Below are 19,087 nucleotides of genomic sequence, written 5' to 3' on the forward strand. Positions count from 1 at the left end.
TCATGCGAGCCCGGCTCGGATGATCACGGCGCCAGGCAAGTTTGGATGTTGCCCAATAATAGCCTGAAGCGTGAAATCTGGGGTGGCGGGTGCCCGGCTACTCGTGCACTGACGGGGTATACGGTTGCCCGGCCGGGGCCTCGGGTGCCGCGGCCTGTGATGTGCCGCGCGAGCGCCCCACCAGAGCGAGCATCGGCAGCAGCATGACGGTGAGCATCGCCGCCCCGACCATCGCGGCGGCGAGGGTCTCATCGAGAATGCCGTGATCGGTGCCAATCGCGGTCACCGCGATGACGAGGGGGAGTGTGGTCGCCGAAAAGAGTGCGACGGTGCGACGGTCGCTCGCATTGGTGCCCTTCGCGGCCACAAACCAGCCAGGCACCCCGCGCACCACCAGCATCAGCGCCGCCATGAGGGGCAGCAAGATGAGCGTTTCAGGCTCGCCCAGCAGTGCGGTGAGCGGAAAGGTGATGCCCGTAGAAACAAAGAAAATGGGCACCAAGAACCCAAAGACCACCGAATCGAGCTTCGCCTCGATCACCCGCATCTCCTCGGGGTCTCCGCCCTGCAGCACCGCGCGCGCCAGCATGCCGGCGGTGAAGGCGCCGAGCAAGAAATCCACTCCGAGGGCGATCGCGAGCGAAACGAGCGCGGCCAACAAAAGCAGCACGAACCGCACCGCAAACTGCCCACTCGTGTGCAGCGTCAGCGACACCATGCGCTTCAGCCAATGGTGCGGGCCGCGGCGCGCGGCCCAGAACGCCACCGCAGCGAGGGCGAGAAAGATCACGAGCACGAGCGTGCCCGCGAGGGGCTGCCTGCCGCTGAGAAACACCGAGATGGCAACGAGCGGGGCGAATTCACCGATCGCTCCGGTGACGCTGATGACCTGGCCCAGCGGCGTGCGGGTTAGGCCCGCATCGCGCAGCATCGGCATGATGGTGCCGAGCGCGGTGCCCGTGAGCGCGACCGCGATGATGATGGCGGCCTCGGTGTCTTCGCCCAGCCTGCCGGCGATGGCGAACCCGGCGGCCAGCGCGAGCACCGCAGAAACGCCCCACCAGCCCAGGGCCTTACCCGCCGCGCGGCCACGCAAGATGCCGGGGTCAATCTCGTTGCCAGCCATGAAGAACAGCGCGGCAAGGCCAAACTGTGACAACACATCGAGGGTGGCGCTGTCAGATACCCAGCCCAGCCCCGAGGGGCCGATGGCCATGCCGAGCGCGATCTCGAAGACCACGAGCGGAATCACCAGCACCCGGCTGATGAGCGCGGCAAGGATCGGTGCGATGACAGCCGCCAGTGGCACCAGCAGGGTCGTGAGCTCGGTGTTGTTCACGCGGTCCTCTCGGGTTGATAATGCTCATCGTACTGACACCCGGGGCCCGCTGGTGCGGAGTCTGCGGTGTGTGCGACGCCGGAGGTTGCCGTGTCGACGAACTGGGTATGGGGGTTGCTGGCGTAACGGTGGCGCCAAACGCGGGGGTGCGGGCTGCGGTCGTTGCCCCTGTTCCCAGGCAGTTTCTGGCGGGGAAGGCTATTCTGGGGAATTGTGCTGACCGAGTTAGAACAGTTCTCAACGATCGCCCTGTATTCGGCGATGATCGTGTATTCCATTGCCTTCGTGTTCTACGTTGTAGACCTCGCAAACCGCAGCGGTGACGTTGCGCTGCGCGAGAATGCTGCCCCCGCGGCCGCGAAGCTTGCTGCTGCCGGCAACGGCGGAGGTACGACGGCGACGCTTGAGCGTGCCGCTGCGGCGCCTGCCGCCCCGGTGAAGAAGCGCCGTTCGCGTGCGATCCGGATCGGGTTCTCCCTCACGGTGCTCGGCTTCCTCTTCCACCTCGCCGCCACGGTGCTGCGCGGTATCGGCGCCGAGCGTGTGCCCTGGGCCAACATGTACGAGTTCGCGCTGACCGCGACGTGCGCGGTGGTGCTGGTCTTCTTGGTCGTGCAGTTCGTCGTAGACCTGCGCTTCTTGGGCGCCCTCGTCACGGGCATGACGATCTTGTTCCTCGGTGTTACGAAGCTCAACTTCTACGTGGCCATTGTGCCGCTGCCGCCGGCCTTGGATTCGTACTGGCTGGTCATCCACATTCTCGTGGCGGTGCTGGCGGTGGCGTTCTTGACGCTGTCGTTCGGGCTGTCGATCGTGCAGCTGATACAGGCCAAGCGCGAAGCCCGCATCGCGAGCGGCGAGCCCGGTGCCGCGAACTACATGGCGAGCCTGCCCAACGCGGTGCGCCTCGAAGACCTGTCGTACCGCATCGCCATTATTGGCTTTGTGTTCTGGACATTCACCCTCATCGCCGGATCCATCTGGGCCGAGGCCGCATGGAGCCGCTACTGGGGCTGGGACACGAAGGAAGTTTGGACCTTCGTGATCTGGGTGCTGTACGCCGGGTTTATTCACGCGCGTGCGACCCGTGGCTGGCGCGGCACGCGTTCGGCCTGGCTGTCGATCATCGCCTACGCCGCGATCATCTTCAACTACGCAATCGTCAACGTATTCTTCAAGGGACTGCACGCCTACTCAGGCCTGTAAACAGCTGCCCTGCCCAACGCCCCGCATGCTCGGATATTCCGAGCATGCGGGGCGTTGGTGTTGCCCCAGGTGAACGGGGCGCGCCTCTGGTGTGCGGGGAGTGCGCCCGCTACTGCAGCACCTCGATGATCTCGACGAGTTCGATGAACCGGCCAATGCGCGGGGCGACGGGCAGCTCGGCGGTGGGAGACGCGAGATCGGCAACCTCATCGGCCTCAAAGATCGCGAGATCAAGGGGCGCGCGCTGCGCAACCGCGATCCACTGGTAGGGCTGCTCATCGAGGGCGAGGGGAGCCTCGCCGTCGGCGTGCACCCCCAGCGAGCTCGACACCCGAATCAGCGGGCTCAGCAGATTGCTGCGGCGCAGCTCGCGTAGGCCCCACTGCAACCCCTCGGCGGTGTCGCCGTGCAGCCAAACCAGCAGGTCTGCGTCGTGGTGCAAGCCACTGACGTCATACCAGCCGCGCACCGTGACGTGCTCATTGTCGAGTAGCTCGGTGACGTCTTCGAGTTCTTGCACGAGTCCCTGCACGTCGCGGCCGTCGACGACCAGCGGATGCGTGGAGCTCACCCGAAACGTTGCGACCATCGAGTAGATCGAAGTCGATTCGGTGGCGGTGTCGTAGTCCTCATTGATTTCGCTCATGCTTCATGGTGGCCCTCGCCAAGCAATGGCGCAAGAGGCGGGAAGCATTGTTCGCGCACATATCATCTGGGGTGCGGTGCCCAAGCACACGAATGCCCCCGAACCGCGTGAGCGGCCCGAGGGCATCGTGTAACGGGCTGCTGGGGCGCTAAGGCACCAGCTGTAGCCCACGGCCGGGTTCGTGCGTCACAGCCCCGGCTGGCGCGTGATTAGCCCTGCGGCACTTCGGCGCCGGGCTGCACGTTCACCACGTACTCATCGAGGGTGCCCGTGGCGAAGGCCTCCTGCACCAGTGCGAGCTCATCCCAGTTGGGCAGCACGATCGACTGGCCGTCGGGTGAGGTACCGGTGCCCAGCGTGGGGCTGGTGAAGAAGGTGATGTCGTCACCGCGCACGTTACGTGACTGCAGGCCGAGGCTCACGAGCGTGGGGGTGTCGAAGCCGTCGTCGAGCACGAGGTACGGCTTCAGCGCGTCAAACGTCGACACGATCTTGCCGGGGCTGGTGAGCGTATCGGCGCTCAAGATGCCGCGGGTGAGGCCCTTGAGGTAGGTCTGCTGGTTGCGGGCGCGCTGGTAGTCACCGTCTGAGAAGGCGTAGCGTTCGCGCACGAAGCCGAGGGCCTGCTCGCCCGAGAGCGTGATGTCGCCCGGCTCGAAGGTGAACTGCCCGTCGCTCGTGGTGAACGCCTGGTCGTTGGTGACCGTGACGCCGCCGAGGGCATCAGTGAGACCCTTAAACGATTCGAAGTCGACCATGGCGACGTGGTCGATGCGTGCACCGATGAAGTTCTCGACCGTGTTCACCGCGAGGGGTAGACCGCCCAGCGACATTGCCGCGTTGATCTTGGCCTCGCCGTGGCCCTGAATCTCGACCCAGTTGTCACGCATAATCGACATCACCGTGACGCTGCCGCCGTTGGGGGCGATCTGGGCGACCATGATCGAGTCGCTGCGGTTGCCCGTGAGGTCAGAACCTTCCAAGCTCACATCGGTGGCCTCGGTCGCGTCTGAGCCGAGCAGCAAAATGTTCGTGCCGATCGATGACGTGGGGCGCTTCAGCGACGGATCTTGCTCGAGGCTGACGCGCTTAATGTCGCCGAACGAGCTCGCAATGAGCGCGAATACCACGCCCGCGATGATCGCGAGCACCGCGATGATGCTGGCGAGTACGATGAGGAATCTGCGTAGCCCGCGGCGTCGTTTCGGCGCGGGTTCCTCACCGGGAATGATGGGCAACTCTTGGGTATTGGTGTGAATGTCGGACACACCGGGATGCTAGCGCATAAGTCGTGCGATCGCCTGCGAGGCCTCGTGGAGCTTCTCGGCGGCCTCAGCACCGCCGTCGGCCGCGGCCGAGGCGACGCAGTGCCGCAAATGATCGTCAAGCAGCGCGAGGGCGACCCGCTCGAGGGCCTTCGTCGCGGCAGAAACCTGGGTCAAAATATCGATGCAGTAGGCATCTTCATCGACCATCCGGTGCACGCCGCGCACCTGCCCCTCGGCACGCCGCAGCCGCTTCAGCAGATCCTCTTTGTGTTCGATATAGCCGTGGGTCTGGTGGGTGCCGCTCGATTCCTTCGACCCGGATCCCTGGGCCGCTGCCGTTTCGACGGTCGCTGCGTCTGTTGCTGACGTCGCCGTGACCGCAGGCTGCGCTGCGGCAGGTGCCGCGCCGCCGCAGCAGGACCCGGCTCCCGGTGTTACTTCGCTCATGGACAGCACCCTACCGTGGCCGGCGGGCGCGCACCATCTGCGAGATCCCGCCGCCCAAAATGGTGAACACTGCCACCCACACGGCCAGGTAGATGCCCCACTCCAAGTCGATGATGCGCTCGCCGATGAGCAGTGCCGCGATCATCAGCAGCGCCGGCTCGAGGTAACTGAGCAGCCCAAACACGCTCATGGTGAGCAGGCGTGACGCCATGATGTAGAGCACGAGGGCACCAGCGGCGCAGGCCGAGTACACCGGCACCGACCAGGCGAGCGCCGGGTTGACGGCGAGGGCCGTGCCGCTCGAGAGCTCAAACACCAGCAGCACGACGGCGAGGGGAATCAGCACGATGAACTCCCACAGCATGCCGCCGAGGTGGCCGGTGCCAATGACGCGGCGCAGCGTGAAGTAGATGGGGTAGCCAATGGCGACGAGCAGGGTCTCCCACGAGATCTCGCCCACACGCACAATCTCGAAGGCGACGCCGGCTGCCGCGACCGCCGCGGCGGCCCACTGCCACCAGGCGAGCTTGTCTTTGAACGCGAACCGGCCCACGAGCACGAGCACGAGGGGCAGCAAGAAGTAGCCGAGCGCCACCTGCAGCCCCTGGCCGTTGAGCGGTGCCCAGGCGAACACCCACAGCTGCGCGGCAATAATCGCGCCGCACACGAGCACACCCAAAATAACCCAGGGTTTGCGGCGCATGAGGCGCGCAACGTCACCAAAGAGGTGCCACTGCCGGGCCATCACCAGCGCGAGCGCGATGATGGGGATCGTGATGATGTTGCGCACGGCCCAGATCGACTCTGCGGGCGCGGGCGACAGCAGCGGGGTCAGAAAGTAGATGCCGCCGAAGGCGACTGAAGAGCCAATCGATGCGAGCGTGCCGCGCGCATCTTGACCGAGCGCGCGGGACATTCCCTAGAGCGCGATCGCGCCGATGACCTCGCCGTATGGCGTTTCACCGACGGGCACAAAACCAATGTGCAAGAAGAATTCTTCGGGGCCGTCTTCGCCGCGCTCCCAGAGCACGGTGAGGCGCTCAACGCTGCGCTTGCGGGCCTCGTCGATCAGCGCGCTCACTGCGAACGTGCCCACGCCCTTGCCCTGTGCATCGGCGTCAACGTTGATGCGCCACAGGGCCGCACGAAACTCTTCGTGCGTGGCACCGGGATCAAAGTTGCCGTGAATGAATCCCACGACTCGATCGTCTGAAAGCACCACGCGCTGCCATGCGGTGTGAGCCGGCGTGACAGCCGCGGCGGCCGCGTATGAAACCGGCGTGATGAACTGCTCCTGGCCAGGCTTCAGCCCCAGGGTATTGACGGCCACGATGGTGGCAGCGGACAGTTCTTCCAGTCTCAGGGCGCTCATGTTCCCAGGCTAGCGTGCCACGCGATTCCCGCAAGGGGGTACGCGCCGGTATTTGGTTGAAATGACGTGACGTGACGTCTTGAGGTATACATTCGGGCGCAAAAACCGGTCCAATACTGCCAGGGCAGCATCGGACCGGTTCGGAGACAGCTAGCGAATGGCTGCGAGGGCGGCCCCGGTTGCCGCCGCGGGGGAGTCGTTGTCGAGATACTGCACCCGGGCCGACAGGCCGAGCGGGGCAAGGAACGGCGACTGCGCAGACCATTCGTCGAGCTGGCGGGCGATCGCGTCGAAGAGCGGGGCGCCGATCTGACGCAGACCGCCGCCGATGACGATCGTGGTGGGGTCGAGTGTGAGCACGATGAGACGCACGCTGTTGGCCGCGCCGCGCACGAGGTTATCGAATGCGGCCTGCGCCTCAGCGTCGCCGGCGGCGATTGCGGGCAGCAGGCTGGGGCCGGGGTGCTCGCCGGCGCCCGGCCAGAATCGCTTCAGTGCCGAGCCGCTCGCCACGGTTTCGAGGCAACCGAACTGGCCGCAGGGGCAGGGGCGCCCCAGGTGGTCAATGGCGAGGTGCCCGATTTCGCCCGCGACGTCTTGTGCGCCGCGCAGCGGGTGGCCGTCGATGACGAAGCCGGCCGCGAGACCGGTGCCCAGGTTGAGGTAGGCGACCGAACCGTCGAGGCCCATGAGGTGTGCGGCGCCAATCGCGGCCGCCGTCACGTCGTTATCGACGGTGACGGGAATGCCCACGCGCTCGCTGAGCAGCTGCGCGAGGGGCAGCGATTCAATACCAATGTTGTAGGCGTGACGCACGAGGCCCTCGGCGCGGTCGATCTGGCCGGGGATGCCGATGCCGATGGAGGCGAAGTCGCCGGGTGCGCGACCCGTCTGCCGGGCCAGCTCGGCGACAATGCCTTCGGCGGTGTTCAAAATGCCGTCGGTGCCGGGCACGGTGACCGTGCGGGTGTGGCCGGCAATATTGCCGTCGTCGTCGAGGGCGATCGCCTCAACCTTGGTGCCGCCGATATCCATACCGATGCGCATCGTCGCAGTCATGTTTCTCGTGCCCTCTTGGAAGATGTGGTGTGCGGGGTGCCGCTGGTGCATGCCTGTGACGGGGGCGGGGCTGGCGCAATGCCTGCGATCCCGCCCCCGTCATCAGCGTGAACTAGCTGATGCGCTGGCCGGTGCCCTTGTCGAAGACGTGCATGCGGCTGAGCGTGGGGACCAGGGTGACCCGGTCGCCGCCGTGCGGGTGCACGCGGCCGTCAACGCGGGCCACAACCTCGAACGCCTCGGGGCCGGCGCTGTGGCCGTAGAGGTATCCATCTGCGCCGAGCTCTTCGACGAGGTCAACGATGACCTCGAGGCCAGCCTCACCGTTGGTGGCGAGGGTGAGATCCTCGGGGCGCACGCCAGCGGTGACGGCGTTCGACGTGGCCTGCACGCGCACACCAGCGTCGACGGGGGCGAGCACCGAACCGAACTGCACGCCCTGCTCTGAGAGCGTGGCGGGGAACAGGTTCATGGCGGGTGAGCCGATGAAGCCGGCAACGAAGTCGTTGGCGGGGGTTTCGTACAGCTCGCGGGGCGTGCCCACCTGCTGCAGTTCGCCAGCCTTCAGCACGGCGATGCGGTCACCCATGGTGAGCGCCTCGGTCTGGTCGTGCGTGACGTAGACGGTCGTGACGCCGAGGCGACGCTGCAGCGACGCGATCTGCGTGCGCGTCTGCACGCGCAGCTTGGCGTCGAGGTTTGAGAGGGGCTCATCCATCAAGAAGGCCTGGGGCGAACGCACGATGGCGCGGCCCATGGCCACACGCTGACGCTGGCCACCCGAGAGGGCCTTCGGCTTGCGGTCGAGGTACTCCTCGAGGTCGAGCATGCGTGCGGCCTCGAGTACGCGGGCGGCGCGATCCTGCTTGTTGACGCCAGCGATCTTGAGCGCGAAGCCCATGTTCTCACCAACGGTCATGTGGGGGTAAAGCGCGTAGTTCTGAAACACCATCGCGATGTCGCGATCCTTGGGCGGCATGTGGGTGACGTCGCGGTCGCCGATCATGATCTGACCCGAGGTGACCTCTTCGAGGCCGGCCAGCATGCGCAGCGTCGTTGACTTGCCGCAACCCGAGGGGCCAACGAGTACGAGAAATTCGCCGTCACCGATCTCAAGGTTGACTTCATTTACCGAGGGGCGCTCAGCACCCGGGTAGACGCACGAAATGTTGTTAAACGAAACAGTAGCCATGTTTCTTTTCCTCCACCGGCAGGTACGTGCCGGACGATCCGTTGTGAAGCCGGCGGCTGTGACGCCCCCGGTGTCCGTCGTTGGACCCGATTAGCGTAGCATTTCTGGCCCACAAAGTGTGGCCTATCTCGCGATGCGCCAGAACCTGGCTGCATGCGCCCGGTCAATCGGCACGATCGCGTCGCCTAGGATGGGATTTTCCGAGCTAGACGCGATTCTTGCGAGCTGAAGCTCACAGGGAGTGCGACCACAGGAGGTCAGATGGAGATCGTCATTGTTGCTGATGGAGCCGCCGTTGCTGCGCGCGCAGCGCAGATCATGGCCTGGGCGATACGTGCGGTGCCGCAGCCGGTGATCGGCGTCGCCACCGGATCTTCACCCCTGGGGATCTACCGCGAGCTCGCCGCGCAGGTGCGCGCAGGTGAACTCGATGTGTCGAACGTCACCGCTTTCGCGCTTGACGAATACATCGGGCTCGCCCCCTCGCACCCCGAGAGCTACCATCACGTCATTGACGAAACCGTAACGAAGCAGCTGGGTCTTGACCCGGCGCGCGTGCACGTGCCCAACGGGCATATCAGCGACATTCTGACGTCGGGCGATGATTACGAGCGCGCGATCGTGGCCGCGGGCGGCATCGATATTCAGCTGCTGGGCATCGGCGCCAACGGCCACATCGGGTTCAACGAGCCCGCCTCGTCGTTCGCGTCACGCACCCGCATGAAGACGCTCGCCCCGCAGACCCGCGAGGATAACGCCCGCTTCTTCGGCTCGATCGAAGAAGTGCCCGTGCACTGCATCACGCAGGGCCTCGGCACCATTCTTGACGCCGGGCAGCTGCTGCTCGTCGCCCAGGGCGAGAGCAAGGCCGACGCCGTGGCCGCGATGATCGAGGGCCCGGTCGCGAGCATGTGCCCCGCGAGCGCGCTGCAACTGCACCGCTTCGCCACCGTCGTTATCGACGAGGCCGCGGCATCCAAGCTGCAGCTGGGCGACTACTACCGTCACGTGCAGCAGCATCGAGGGGCCATCACGGCGTAGCTTGCTGGCGGGGGTGGATCCGGATCATACCCCCGCAAAAGCCGCTCAGATCGTGACCCACCCGCGCGCCCAGGTATCTCGATGTCGAGATATTTCATGGGAGTCGGGTAGTATGGCCGATGGCCCTTACTCGGGCCATTCTGAGAGCAGTAGCCATGCTGCCGCTCGCAGTGCGCGTGCGGCACGCAACATCGCCGTTCGCCCCCGAGCTCACACGATACGACACTGGGAGACGCTTTGGCGAAGATTAAGGTTGAAGGAACGGTCGTCGAACTTGACGGCGACGAGATGACTCGCATCATCTGGCAGTTCATCAAGGACCGCCTCATCCACCCGTACCTCGACTTGACGCTCGAGTACTACGACCTGGGTATGGAACACCGCGACGCGACCGATGACCAGGTCACGATCGACGCAGCACACGCGATTCAGAAGCACGGCGTTGGCGTCAAGTGCGCAACGATCACGCCCGATGAGGCACGCGTTGAAGAATTCGGCCTGAAGAAGATGTGGCGCAGCCCCAACGGCACCATCCGCAACATCCTCGGCGGCGTGATCTTCCGCGAGCCGATCATCATCTCGAACATTCCCCGTCTGGTGCCCGGCTGGAACAAGCCGATCATCATTGGCCGCCACGCATTCGGCGACCAGTACCGCGCCACCGACTTCCGCTTCGCGGGCGAGGGCACGCTCACGGTTGAGTTCACCCCGAAGGACGGTGGCGAGGCTCAGAAGTTTGAGGTCTTCCAGGCTCCCGGTGACGGCATTGCACAGGTGCAGTACAACCTCGACGCTTCGATCGTTGACTTCGCGCGCGCATCGCTGAACTACGGCCTGTCACGCAACTACCCCGTGTACCTCTCGACGAAGAACACGATCCTGAAGGCCTACGACGGTCGCTTCAAGGACATCTTCCAGGAGGTCTTCGACACTGAGTTCAAGGACCAGTTCGAAGCTGCGGGCATCACCTACGAGCACCGCCTCATCGACGACATGGTCGCTTCGGCCATGAAGTGGGAGGGCGGCTACGTTTGGGCTTGCAAGAACTACGACGGCGACGTTCAGTCTGACACCGTTGCACAGGGCTTCGGCTCGCTGGGTCTGATGACCTCGGTTCTGGCTACTCCCGACGGGAAGGTCGTTGAGGCAGAGGCCGCTCACGGTACCGTGACGCGCCACTACCGCCAGCACCAGCAGGGCAAGCCCACCTCCACGAACCCGATCGCGTCGATCTTCGCGTGGACCCGTGGCCTGGCTCACCGTGGCAAGTTGGACAACAACGCCGAGCTCATCGAGTTCTCGCACACCCTCGAGGACGTCGTCATCAAGACCGTTGAGTCGGGCAAGATGACCAAGGACCTCGCACTGCTGGTCGGCCCCGAGCAGGGCTACCAGACGACCGAGGAGTTCCTCGCGTCGATCGACGAGAACCTGGCAGCGCGCCTGGGTTAATCTCGCCGCTGCGTCAGCAGCTGGTTACACACAAACGGCCGGTGTCCCTTCGGGGGTGCCGGTCGTTTTGTGTTGCGCGGCGGTTATTTTGCGTTGTATGACGGTCATCTTCCGTCACAATGATGGCGCGATCCCCGCACGTCGACATAACCTAGCACAATGCCTCCCATAACGAATAGCTAAGATTGGTGTTCAGGGTGGTTGACCTCTCTCGACGCAAAGGATCCACTCATGCCTGCCACTCTGACCACACACCGCCCCGCACACCTCACCGCCATTTGGGGTACCGCCGCGCTCACCGCCCTGATCGCTCTGACCGGGCTGACGGGATGCAGCGCGGCTGCGCCCGGCGAAGACCGCGCGAGCGCCGTTGCCCCGGGCGCCGAAGCATTCGCGGGCGCATCGCCCTTCGATCTCACCTCGGCCAACGCTGCCGGGAGGCCCCGCATTGATCCGGTGCCTGAAGCGGTCGCGGCGTTGAAAGCGAGCGGGTTCGCACCCGTCACCGCGGGCAAGCTCACCGTCGCGGGATCGGCCTCAGTTCCACCGCTCGGCTTTCTGGCAGAGGACGACAACCAAACACTGCTCGGTGTCGAACCCGATATCGCCCAGCTCGTCGCCGACGGCCTGGGGCTCGAGTACGCCCCAGAGGTGGTGGCCTGGGCTGACTGGCCCCTTGGCGTCGAATCTGGCAAGTACGACGTGGTGATCTCGAACGTGACGGTCACTGAGGAGCGTAAGGACCTGTTTGATTTCGCGACGCATCGCAACGACGTGCTCGCGTTCTCGGTGAAGGCAGACAGTGACATCGACGCCATTGCCGAGGCGAAAGATGTCGCGGGCTTGAAAGTGGTCGTGGGTAGCGGCACGAATCAAGAAAAGATCTTGCTCGACTGGTTCGCGCAAAACGAAGCCAACGGCCTCCCCGCGGGCGAACCGGTGTATTACGAAGACAACGCGGCGGGGCAGCTCGCGCTCGTCGCCGGCCGGGCAGACGCGATCTTTGGGCCGAACCCCACTGCCGCCTTCAACGCCGCGGTGACCGGCGAATCGAAGGTGGTCGGCACCCTCAACGGCGGCTTCCCCGAGAACGCGCAGATCGGGGTCACCACCGCCAAGGGCAACGGGTTGATCGAGCCCGTTGCGATTGTGCTCAACTCGATTATCGCCAGCGGCGAGTACGCCGACGCCCTCGACCGCTGGGATCTGTCAGACGAAGCCGTAGCTGAGTCGCTGGTGAACCCGGCGGGTCTGCCGCGGCCGTAAGGCTACGCGATGCGGCGAAACCTGGGCCCGCTGTAGCCCTCCCGCTCGACATGCTCCGCGAACATGTCGAGCGGGCGCACCCAAAAGCTGTAATCGTCGTAGAGCTTGCGGTAGAACACCTGGGCCTCCTCTGTTTCAGAGTGACGCCCCGTGCCGATCACCTCATAGCGTGCGCCCTTGAAGTGTTCGTAGATGCCTGGTTCAACCTCGCTCATGCCAGCAGCTTACTCGGCCAGCAGCGCGCGCACCCGGGGGATCACTTCGCTGCCAAAGAGGCCCACGCTCTCCATCAGCATCGCGTGCGGCATGGTGCCGTTCGCGTACTTCAGATCGAAGCGGTCGGCGTCGAGCAGTCGAACGGTGTGCGCGATCTTCGCGGCGACGGTCTCGGGGGAGCCGACGTAGAGCGAACCGGCATCGGCCTCTTGCTCGAACTCGGCGCGGGTGGTGCGGGGCCAGCCGCGCTCGGCGCCAATGCGGTTGCGGTTGCGTTCGAAGTGCGGCCAGAGCTGCTCGCGGGCCTCGGCATCGGTCGCAGCGACGTGACCGGGGGAGTGCACGCCGAGCGGCATCGCCTCACGGCCCAACTCCTGCTGGGCTTCGCGGTAGAGATTCGCGAACGGCGCGAAGCGGGCGGGGTCGCCGCCGATGATCGCGAGCATCATCGGAATGCCCACCTGCACGGTGCGCAGCACCGAGTGCGGGCTACCGCCCACTCCGATCCAGGCGTTGACGCCGTTGGGCTGCTCGGTCTTCGGGAAAACCTCCTGGTCGACGAGCGGGCTGCGCATCGTGCCCGACCAGGTGACGGGGCCCTCACTGCGCAGCTGCGCGAACAGTTCGAGCTTCTCAGAGAACAGGGCGTCGTAGTCGCTCATGTTGAAGCCAAAGAGGGGAAACGACTCGGTGAATGAGCCGCGGCCCAAAATCACCTCGGCGCGGCCATTGCTGACCGCGTCGAGGGTGGCAAAGCGCTCGTACACGCGCACGGGGTCGTCGCTTGAGAGTACGGTGACGCCGGTGCCGAGCAGAATGCGTTCGGTGCGGCCCGCAATCGCCGCGAGCGCGATCTCGGGTGAGCTCAGCGCAAAGTCGTCGCGGTGGTGCTCACCCAGGGTGATGGCGTCGACGCCGAGGCTGTCGGCGAGCACCGCCTGCTCGACAACGTCACGAATCACCTGCGCGTGCGAGACGCGCTCACCGTCGAGGGTGAGAGTGACGTCGCCAAACGTGTCGAGGCCGAGCGAGACGTTCTCGACACGTTTGGCGGGGGCGCTGTGCTGCGCGGGTGTAGTTTCGGTCATGCCAGGGTCAACGACCGGCGGCGGTCGGGTATTCCTGACAGTGCCGTTACTTCACGCTGCCAGCGGTGAGCCCGCTCACGAGACGCTTCTCGATGAGCATGAACAAGATCACCACGGGCAAGATCGCAACGAGCGAGACCGCGAAGACGTACTGCCAGCTGGTTTCGTACTGGCCCACGAACTTCGTGAGCGCAACCGACATGGGCTGGTTGCCCGCGGTCGACAGGATGACGAGGGACGCGGCGAACTCGTTCCAGCAGGCCACAAACGTGAACACGACGGCGGTGACGATGCCAGGCCACACGAGGGGCAGGTTGATCTTGAACAGTACGGTGAGGCGACCCGCACCATCGATCTGGGCGGCCTCATCAACCTCCTTGGGAATCCCCGCGAAGAACGAGTGCATGATCCATACCGCGAATGACAGGTTGAACGCCGCGTTCACCAAAATCATCGCGAGCCACGTGTCTGAGATGCCCATCGTCACGAACTGGCGAAACAGGCCCGAGGTGAGCACCGCGGGCTGCAGCATCTGGGTGACGATCACCAAGAAGAGAAACACCATGCGGCCGGGAAAGCGGAAGCGGGCAGTGTAGTACGCGGCGGGAAGCGCCACGAGCAGCACGAGCAGCGTCGCAAACACCGAGATCACGACCGTGGAGATCATGTTCTGCAGCAGCGGTGTCTCGGGCGTCGCCCACATCGTGACGAAGTTCTCCCACCGCCATTCGGTGGGGAAGTAGGTGGGGTCGACCGAGCGAATTTCGGGCTTCGACTTCACCGCTCCGAAGAACATGATCGTGTACGGCAAGATGAACACGACGAGCACCACAAGGCCGGCGAGCATGCGCAGTGCAATGCGGCCGCGTGAGGCGCCGCCGTACGAGGCGCGGCGGCGTGCGCGGCCCGCGGGCACGACGATCGCGGTGGTGGAGTCGGCGGTGGGGGCAGGTCGCCCGGGCGTAAGAATGGCCACGGTCTAGACCTCCTTCATGGGCTTGACGGCCTTGACATAGATGGCAACGATGACCATGACGATGAGGAAGCCGATGACCGACAGCGCGCTCGCGACATCGACCTTGTGCTGATCCTGCATGTATTTAAAGATCATGGTCATGATCGTGTCTGCGCTGTACCCGGGGATGGATCCGGTCATGATGCGCAAGATGGGCAGCGAGTTGAACACGTTGATGATGTTGATCAAAATCGCGACCGCGAGTGCGCTGCGCAGCTGCGGCAGCACCACCGCGAAGTAGGTGTGGGCCGGGCCCGCACCGTCGACGCGCGCCGCTTCGAGGGTGTCGCCGGGAATCGCCTGGAGCCCGGCGAGGATCGTGTAGGTCGTAAAGGGGAGCGATACGAACACGGCGATGGCCATTGACCAGGCGAACGCGGTATCGGCGTTGCGGGTCCAGCCAAAGCCCTCGGGGGTATCGATGAGCCCAACATCGACCAAGAATTTGTTGATGATGCCGAAGTACGGTTCGAGGCCGTAGTAGAACACCATGGTGGTCATAACGACCGAGGCGGCCCACGGCACGATGACCGCGAGGCGCACGAGCTTGCGGCCGGGGAAGGCCTTGTTGAGCACCTGCGCGACGACGAGCGACAGCGCGACGGTGAACGTGACGACGACGATCACCCAGATGATGGTGCGCAGCAGAATCGGCCAGAACTCGGCAAAGCCAAACACCGTGGCGTAGTTATCGAAACCGACCGAGCCCTTATCGATGCCCGACTGCGAGATGTCTCGCGTCGAGTTGAAGAACATCAGGCCGGCGGGGAAAAACACGACACCGAAGATCAAGATCAGCGCGGGGCCGATCCAGGGGAGCGCCTGTAACAGGTCGCGCCCGCCAGAGTTCTTGCGGCTAATTGGTGTGTGCGTTTCCCCACCGCCTCGGGCGGAGCGGCCATTGGCCGCCCCGCCCGAGGCAGGAGAGGAGTCGGTGGTGAGGGTCATGTCTCTTCCGATCCTGGTTCCTGGCTATTGCGTACTGCGTGAAACGGGTGCTTAACCCTCGTCAGCCTGCGTCTGAATCTCGGTCAGCACATCGGCCGCCGACTTCTTCTGCAGCTGGCCGAAGAGCGCCTTAAACGCCGAGTCGGTGGCTGACCAGTTGGGGTTGGTGCTCGGGAAGAACTGAGCATCGGGGAGCACGTCGAGGAAGGGCTTGAGGGCCTCATCATCGGCAAGTGCTTCGGCGCCACTCTTCGTGGTGGGCAGGAAGCCCTCGGCCGAAACCCACGGCACGTACGTGTCAGCGGCGAAGACGTAGTCGAAGAACTTCGTGATCGCTTCCTGCTTCGAGCCGTCGTTCTTGAACGCCATCAGCTGGTCGGCAACGCCAACGGTCATGGCCGAGCCATCCTTGGTGGGGATGGGAGTGATCGAGTAGTCGAGATCGGGGTTGTTCTCGGCGATCTGGCCGACGGTCGGCGGCAGGCCCACCTGCATGCCGATCTTGCCCTGCACGAAGATCTCCATGAGCGGTGAACGCTGCGTGGAACCCGGATCAGCCTGGGTAGCGCCCGCATCGATCATCTTCTTGATCTGCTCGGCACCCACGAGGTTTTCGGGGGTATCAACGGTGATCTTTTCGGCATCGCCGAAGGATCCGCCGCCGCCCCACAGCCAGATGGCTGCTTCAGCCTGCGCCTCTTCTGAGCCGAGGGGCATGCCGTAACCGGCAACGCCGCCGCCAAGCTTCGAGACCTTCGTGGCGGTGTCGAGCAGTTCGTCCCAATTCTTGGGGGCCTCGTCGACGCCCGCCTGCTTGAGCAGGTCGTTGTTGACGAACAGCGCGCGCGCCGAAGCGATCCACGGCAGAGCGTACGCGTCGCCCTCGTAGGTCTCGTTCTCGAGGAACGACTCCTGGAAGTCTGAGAGGGTGTCGGGCGAGGTGACCTCTGACGACTTGTAGAGCAGGTCATCTGCGGCGAAGCCCACGAATGGGCCACCGTTGTAGATGTCGGGAGCCTGGTTGCCCGAAACCTTGGTCGCGATCACCGATTCGAGGTTGTCCCACGACTGCACCTCGAGGTTGACCTTGATATCGGGGTTGGCCTCTTCGAAGCCGGCGATGACGTCGTTCCACAGCTTTTGGGTGTTGTCTGAGTAGCTGGGAACGAGCAGGTTGAGGGTGCTCGAACCTGAAGAGGCATCTGAACTGCCTGATCCGCCGCTAAAACCGCATGAGGTTAGGGCGAGCGCCGCGGCCGCCGCGATGGCGACAGAGCCGAGCTTGATGGATTTCTTCATTGAATTTCCTCACTTTGGTTCACTCATATAACTGAGCGTTTGCATCGGTGCAAAATCGATGTGTAGGTCGAGTCCAACAAAACCTCGTCTGCTGAGGTGCCGAATGCTCCAGCTATCGAGCTAAATTGCATCATCGTCAAGCCGATTGTGCAATTTGTTACTCGGATGTGGCCAAATATCCCCAAACAGACACGAAAGTGATGCATATCTGAAACAAACATCATTGGAATGATTGAAAGTAGTGTGGCACAATCATTTCTAATCAACACTTTCGAACGCGAAGGCAGGGACCAATGACGCAGGCACGACAGCCCGGGGCATACATGGCTGAGGAGATCGCTTCACAGCCCGACACCTGGGCACAGGTTGCGCAGATGCGCGACGCTCACGCACAGCTCCCGGCACGCGGTGAACGCGTCGCCGTGATCGGCTGCGGCACCTCATGGTTTATGGCGCAGTCGTACGCATACCTGCGTGAGTCGACCGGCCAGGGCATCACCGACGCATTCGCCGCTTCAGAGTCGTTTGTCGACCGCGGCTACGACTCGGTCGTCGCACTCACGCGCTCGGGCACCACGAGCGAGGTGCTCGAGATCGTTGAGCGCCTGCGTGGCAAGGTCAAGACCGTCGGCGTCATCGGTGACCCCGAGTCACCGCTGCCCGGCATGGTCGACGAGGCCATCCTGCTGCCCTTCGCTGACGAGCAGTCGGTGGTGCAGACCCGCTTCGCAACCACCGCGCTCGCACTGTTCCGTGCGTCGCTCGGCGAAGACCTGTCGCGCGCCATCGCTGACGCCGCCAAGGCCGTCACCGAAGAGCTCCCCGAAGAACTGCTGACGGCCGAGCAGGTCAGCTTCCTTGGCCGCGGCTGGACCGTGGGCCTCGCTCACGAGGCCGCGCTGAAGATGCGCGAGGCCGCACAGGCGTGGACCGAGTCGTACCCCGCCATGGAGTACCGTCACGGCCCCATCGCGATCGCCGCCCCCGGCCGCGTCACCTGGCGCTTCGGCGAAGCGCCCGAGGGCCTCGCCGAGCAGGTCGCCCGCACCGGCGCCCACTTCGAAGCCAGCGAGCTTGATCCGCTCGCCGATCTCGTGCGCGCACAGCGCGTCTCGCTCGAGCGCGCGCTGCGCCTCGGCCTCGATCCGGATCAGCCTCGTAACCTGACGCGCTCCGTCATCCTTGAGCCGTGATCAGCCTGCCGAACGTCGGCCCCGGTCGCTCCGTCATCGCGTTCGACGTGGGGGGCACCGACATCAAATCGGCCCTCATCGACGAACGCGGTGAGGTGCGCGGGTTCGGTCGTTCGGCGACCCCGGTTGAGCGACTGAACCCGCTCACCCCGGGGGCCAACGGCAACCTGGGCGCCGCGCCGCAGATCATCGCGCAGCTGCGTGAACTGCAGCTCGAGCTCACCCGCGCGCACCCCGATGTGACGCCCGTTGCGGCGTCCATCGTGGTGCCCGGGATCGTGGATTCCGACCGTGGGGTGGGCGTCTTCGCCTCGAACCTCGGTTGGAAAGACGCCCCGATCAGGGCGCTCGCTGAGCAGGCGCTCGGGATTCCGGTGGCGTTTCACCACGACATTCACTCGGCTAGCTCGGCCGAGCTGAAATTCGGCAGCGCGCGCAATGTGCGCAACGCGGTCGTCGTCGTGCTGGGCACGGGGATCGCCGGCACCGTCATCATCGACGGGGCACCCTACCTCGCGGGTGGGTTCGCCGGCGAGATCGGGCACTCGCCCGTCGCCGATGGGCCGCAATGCCCATGCGGTGGGCGCGGCTGCCTCGAAACCATTGCGTCGGGCGGCGCGATCGCCAGGCGCTACCGCGACCGGGTACTTGCCTCGGGCGACGGCCGGGCCACTCCCGATCGGGTGCGCGATATTTTGACGCTCGCCGACGCGGGTGACGTTGATGCCCGCGCAGTGTGGGAGGAAGCGCTTGACGCGCTGGCGCTCGCATTCGCGCAGATCACGGCCGTGATTGCGCCCGATGCGATTGTGCTGGCTGGCGGGCTGAGCCTGGCCGGCGATGCTCTCGTGCGGCCACTGCGCGAGCGGCTCGAAGCGCGCCTGTCGTTTCACCGCCGGCCCGAGATTTTGACCGCCCAGCTCGGCGGCGACGCTGGGCTCATCGGCGCCGTCCTGTTCGCGCGGGCGCTCGCCGAGGCCAACGAAGCGGCCGCGAACGCAGCCGCGGGCACACCATTTAGTTCTGACGAAGCCTAGGAG

19 protein-coding genes are annotated in these 19,087 nt (G+C 64.8%); 6 read left to right on the top strand and 13 right to left on the bottom strand.

Annotation, left to right across the window (positions count from 1 at the left end; genetic code table 11):
* Positions 1 to 97: 97 nt before the first annotated feature.
* Complete coding sequence (locus JOF28_RS10975) at positions 98 to 1,339, bottom strand: cation:proton antiporter (RefSeq protein ID WP_209705783.1); 1,242 nt, start codon at positions 1,337 to 1,339, stop codon at positions 98 to 100.
* A gap of 261 nt (positions 1,340 to 1,600) precedes the next feature.
* Between JOF28_RS10975 and ccsB the strand changes: the two genes are divergently transcribed.
* Positions 1,601 to 2,545 (top strand): c-type cytochrome biogenesis protein CcsB, encoded by a 945-nt coding sequence (ccsB, locus tag JOF28_RS10980; protein WP_209707044.1) that lies wholly within the window; start codon positions 1,601 to 1,603, stop codon positions 2,543 to 2,545.
* Positions 2,546 to 2,654: 109 nt separating this feature from the next.
* Here the strand turns inward: ccsB and JOF28_RS10985 are convergent, their stop codons facing one another.
* The 7 genes from JOF28_RS10985 to JOF28_RS11015 all read right to left on the bottom strand — a co-directional run bounded on the left by JOF28_RS10985 (position 2,655) and on the right by JOF28_RS11015 (position 8,529).
* Entirely contained in the window at positions 2,655 to 3,191 is a 537-nt protein-coding gene (locus JOF28_RS10985; RefSeq protein ID WP_209705784.1) for a chlorite dismutase family protein, read from the bottom strand.
* A gap of 209 nt (positions 3,192 to 3,400) precedes the next feature.
* Complete coding sequence (locus JOF28_RS10990; protein WP_209705785.1) at positions 3,401 to 4,459, bottom strand: LCP family protein; 1,059 nt, start codon at positions 4,457 to 4,459, stop codon at positions 3,401 to 3,403.
* A 9-nt stretch (positions 4,460 to 4,468) separates the two neighbouring features.
* Entirely contained in the window at positions 4,469 to 4,735 is a 267-nt protein-coding gene (locus tag JOF28_RS10995; protein WP_209707046.1) for a metal-sensitive transcriptional regulator, read from the bottom strand.
* Between the two features lie 181 nt (positions 4,736 to 4,916).
* Positions 4,917 to 5,822 (bottom strand): EamA family transporter RarD, encoded by a 906-nt coding sequence (rarD, locus tag JOF28_RS11000; protein ID WP_209705786.1) that lies wholly within the window; start codon positions 5,820 to 5,822, stop codon positions 4,917 to 4,919.
* A gap of 3 nt (positions 5,823 to 5,825) precedes the next feature.
* Entirely contained in the window at positions 5,826 to 6,278 is a 453-nt protein-coding gene (locus JOF28_RS11005; protein ID WP_209705787.1) for a GNAT family N-acetyltransferase, read from the bottom strand.
* Between the two features lie 150 nt (positions 6,279 to 6,428).
* Positions 6,429 to 7,337: an ROK family protein gene (locus JOF28_RS11010; RefSeq protein ID WP_245189941.1), complete on the bottom strand. Its 909-nt coding sequence runs from the start codon at positions 7,335 to 7,337 to the stop codon at positions 6,429 to 6,431.
* Positions 7,338 to 7,449: 112 nt separating this feature from the next.
* A complete protein-coding gene (locus JOF28_RS11015) occupies positions 7,450 to 8,529 on the bottom strand; it encodes an ABC transporter ATP-binding protein (RefSeq protein WP_209705788.1) in 1,080 nt (359 codons plus the stop codon).
* A 261-nt stretch (positions 8,530 to 8,790) separates the two neighbouring features.
* Between JOF28_RS11015 and nagB the strand changes: the two genes are divergently transcribed.
* The 3 genes from nagB to JOF28_RS11030 all read left to right on the top strand — a co-directional run bounded on the left by nagB (position 8,791) and on the right by JOF28_RS11030 (position 12,288).
* A complete protein-coding gene (gene nagB, locus JOF28_RS11020) occupies positions 8,791 to 9,570 on the top strand; it encodes a glucosamine-6-phosphate deaminase (RefSeq protein WP_209705789.1) in 780 nt (259 codons plus the stop codon).
* A gap of 237 nt (positions 9,571 to 9,807) precedes the next feature.
* Positions 9,808 to 11,022 carry an NADP-dependent isocitrate dehydrogenase gene (locus tag JOF28_RS11025; RefSeq protein ID WP_209705790.1) on the top strand — a complete coding sequence of 405 codons (1,215 nt, stop codon included), beginning with the start codon at positions 9,808 to 9,810 and terminating at the stop codon, positions 11,020 to 11,022.
* A 231-nt stretch (positions 11,023 to 11,253) separates the two neighbouring features.
* Entirely contained in the window at positions 11,254 to 12,288 is a 1,035-nt protein-coding gene (locus tag JOF28_RS11030; RefSeq protein ID WP_209705791.1) for an ABC transporter substrate-binding protein, read from the top strand.
* 2 nt (positions 12,289 to 12,290) lie between these two features.
* On the opposite strand, the gene JOF28_RS11035 is transcribed toward JOF28_RS11030, so the two are convergent.
* The 5 genes from JOF28_RS11035 to JOF28_RS11055 are packed head-to-tail and all read right to left on the bottom strand — an operon-like array spanning position 12,291 to position 16,854.
* Positions 12,291 to 12,503 (bottom strand): DUF1653 domain-containing protein, encoded by a 213-nt coding sequence (locus tag JOF28_RS11035; RefSeq protein ID WP_209705792.1) that lies wholly within the window; start codon positions 12,501 to 12,503, stop codon positions 12,291 to 12,293.
* A gap of 9 nt (positions 12,504 to 12,512) precedes the next feature.
* Positions 12,513 to 13,592 (bottom strand): LLM class flavin-dependent oxidoreductase, encoded by a 1,080-nt coding sequence (locus JOF28_RS11040; protein WP_209705793.1) that lies wholly within the window; start codon positions 13,590 to 13,592, stop codon positions 12,513 to 12,515.
* Between the two features lie 46 nt (positions 13,593 to 13,638).
* On the bottom strand, positions 13,639 to 14,568 hold the full coding sequence (locus JOF28_RS14565) for a carbohydrate ABC transporter permease (protein WP_342452155.1): 930 nt from the start codon (positions 14,566 to 14,568) through the stop codon (positions 13,639 to 13,641).
* A gap of 3 nt (positions 14,569 to 14,571) precedes the next feature.
* Entirely contained in the window at positions 14,572 to 15,555 is a 984-nt protein-coding gene (locus JOF28_RS11050) for a carbohydrate ABC transporter permease (protein ID WP_209705794.1), read from the bottom strand.
* A 51-nt stretch (positions 15,556 to 15,606) separates the two neighbouring features.
* Entirely contained in the window at positions 15,607 to 16,854 is a 1,248-nt protein-coding gene (locus tag JOF28_RS11055) for an extracellular solute-binding protein (protein ID WP_209705795.1), read from the bottom strand.
* A gap of 293 nt (positions 16,855 to 17,147) precedes the next feature.
* Here JOF28_RS11055 and JOF28_RS11060 point away from each other — a divergent pair, with 293 nt between their 5' ends.
* Positions 17,148 to 18,047, top strand: coding sequence for an SIS domain-containing protein (locus tag JOF28_RS11060; RefSeq protein WP_209705796.1), 900 nt, complete (start codon positions 17,148 to 17,150; stop codon positions 18,045 to 18,047).
* A complete protein-coding gene (locus JOF28_RS11065; protein ID WP_209705797.1) occupies positions 18,044 to 19,084 on the top strand; it encodes an ROK family protein in 1,041 nt (346 codons plus the stop codon). The genes JOF28_RS11060 and JOF28_RS11065 overlap by 4 nt, the downstream gene beginning before the upstream one ends.
* The last annotated feature ends 3 nt before the right edge of the window (positions 19,085 to 19,087 follow it).

Origin of the sequence: Leucobacter exalbidus (assembly GCF_017834145.1) — a bacterium.
Taxonomy (GTDB): Bacteria; Actinomycetota; Actinomycetes; order Actinomycetales; family Microbacteriaceae; genus Leucobacter; species Leucobacter exalbidus.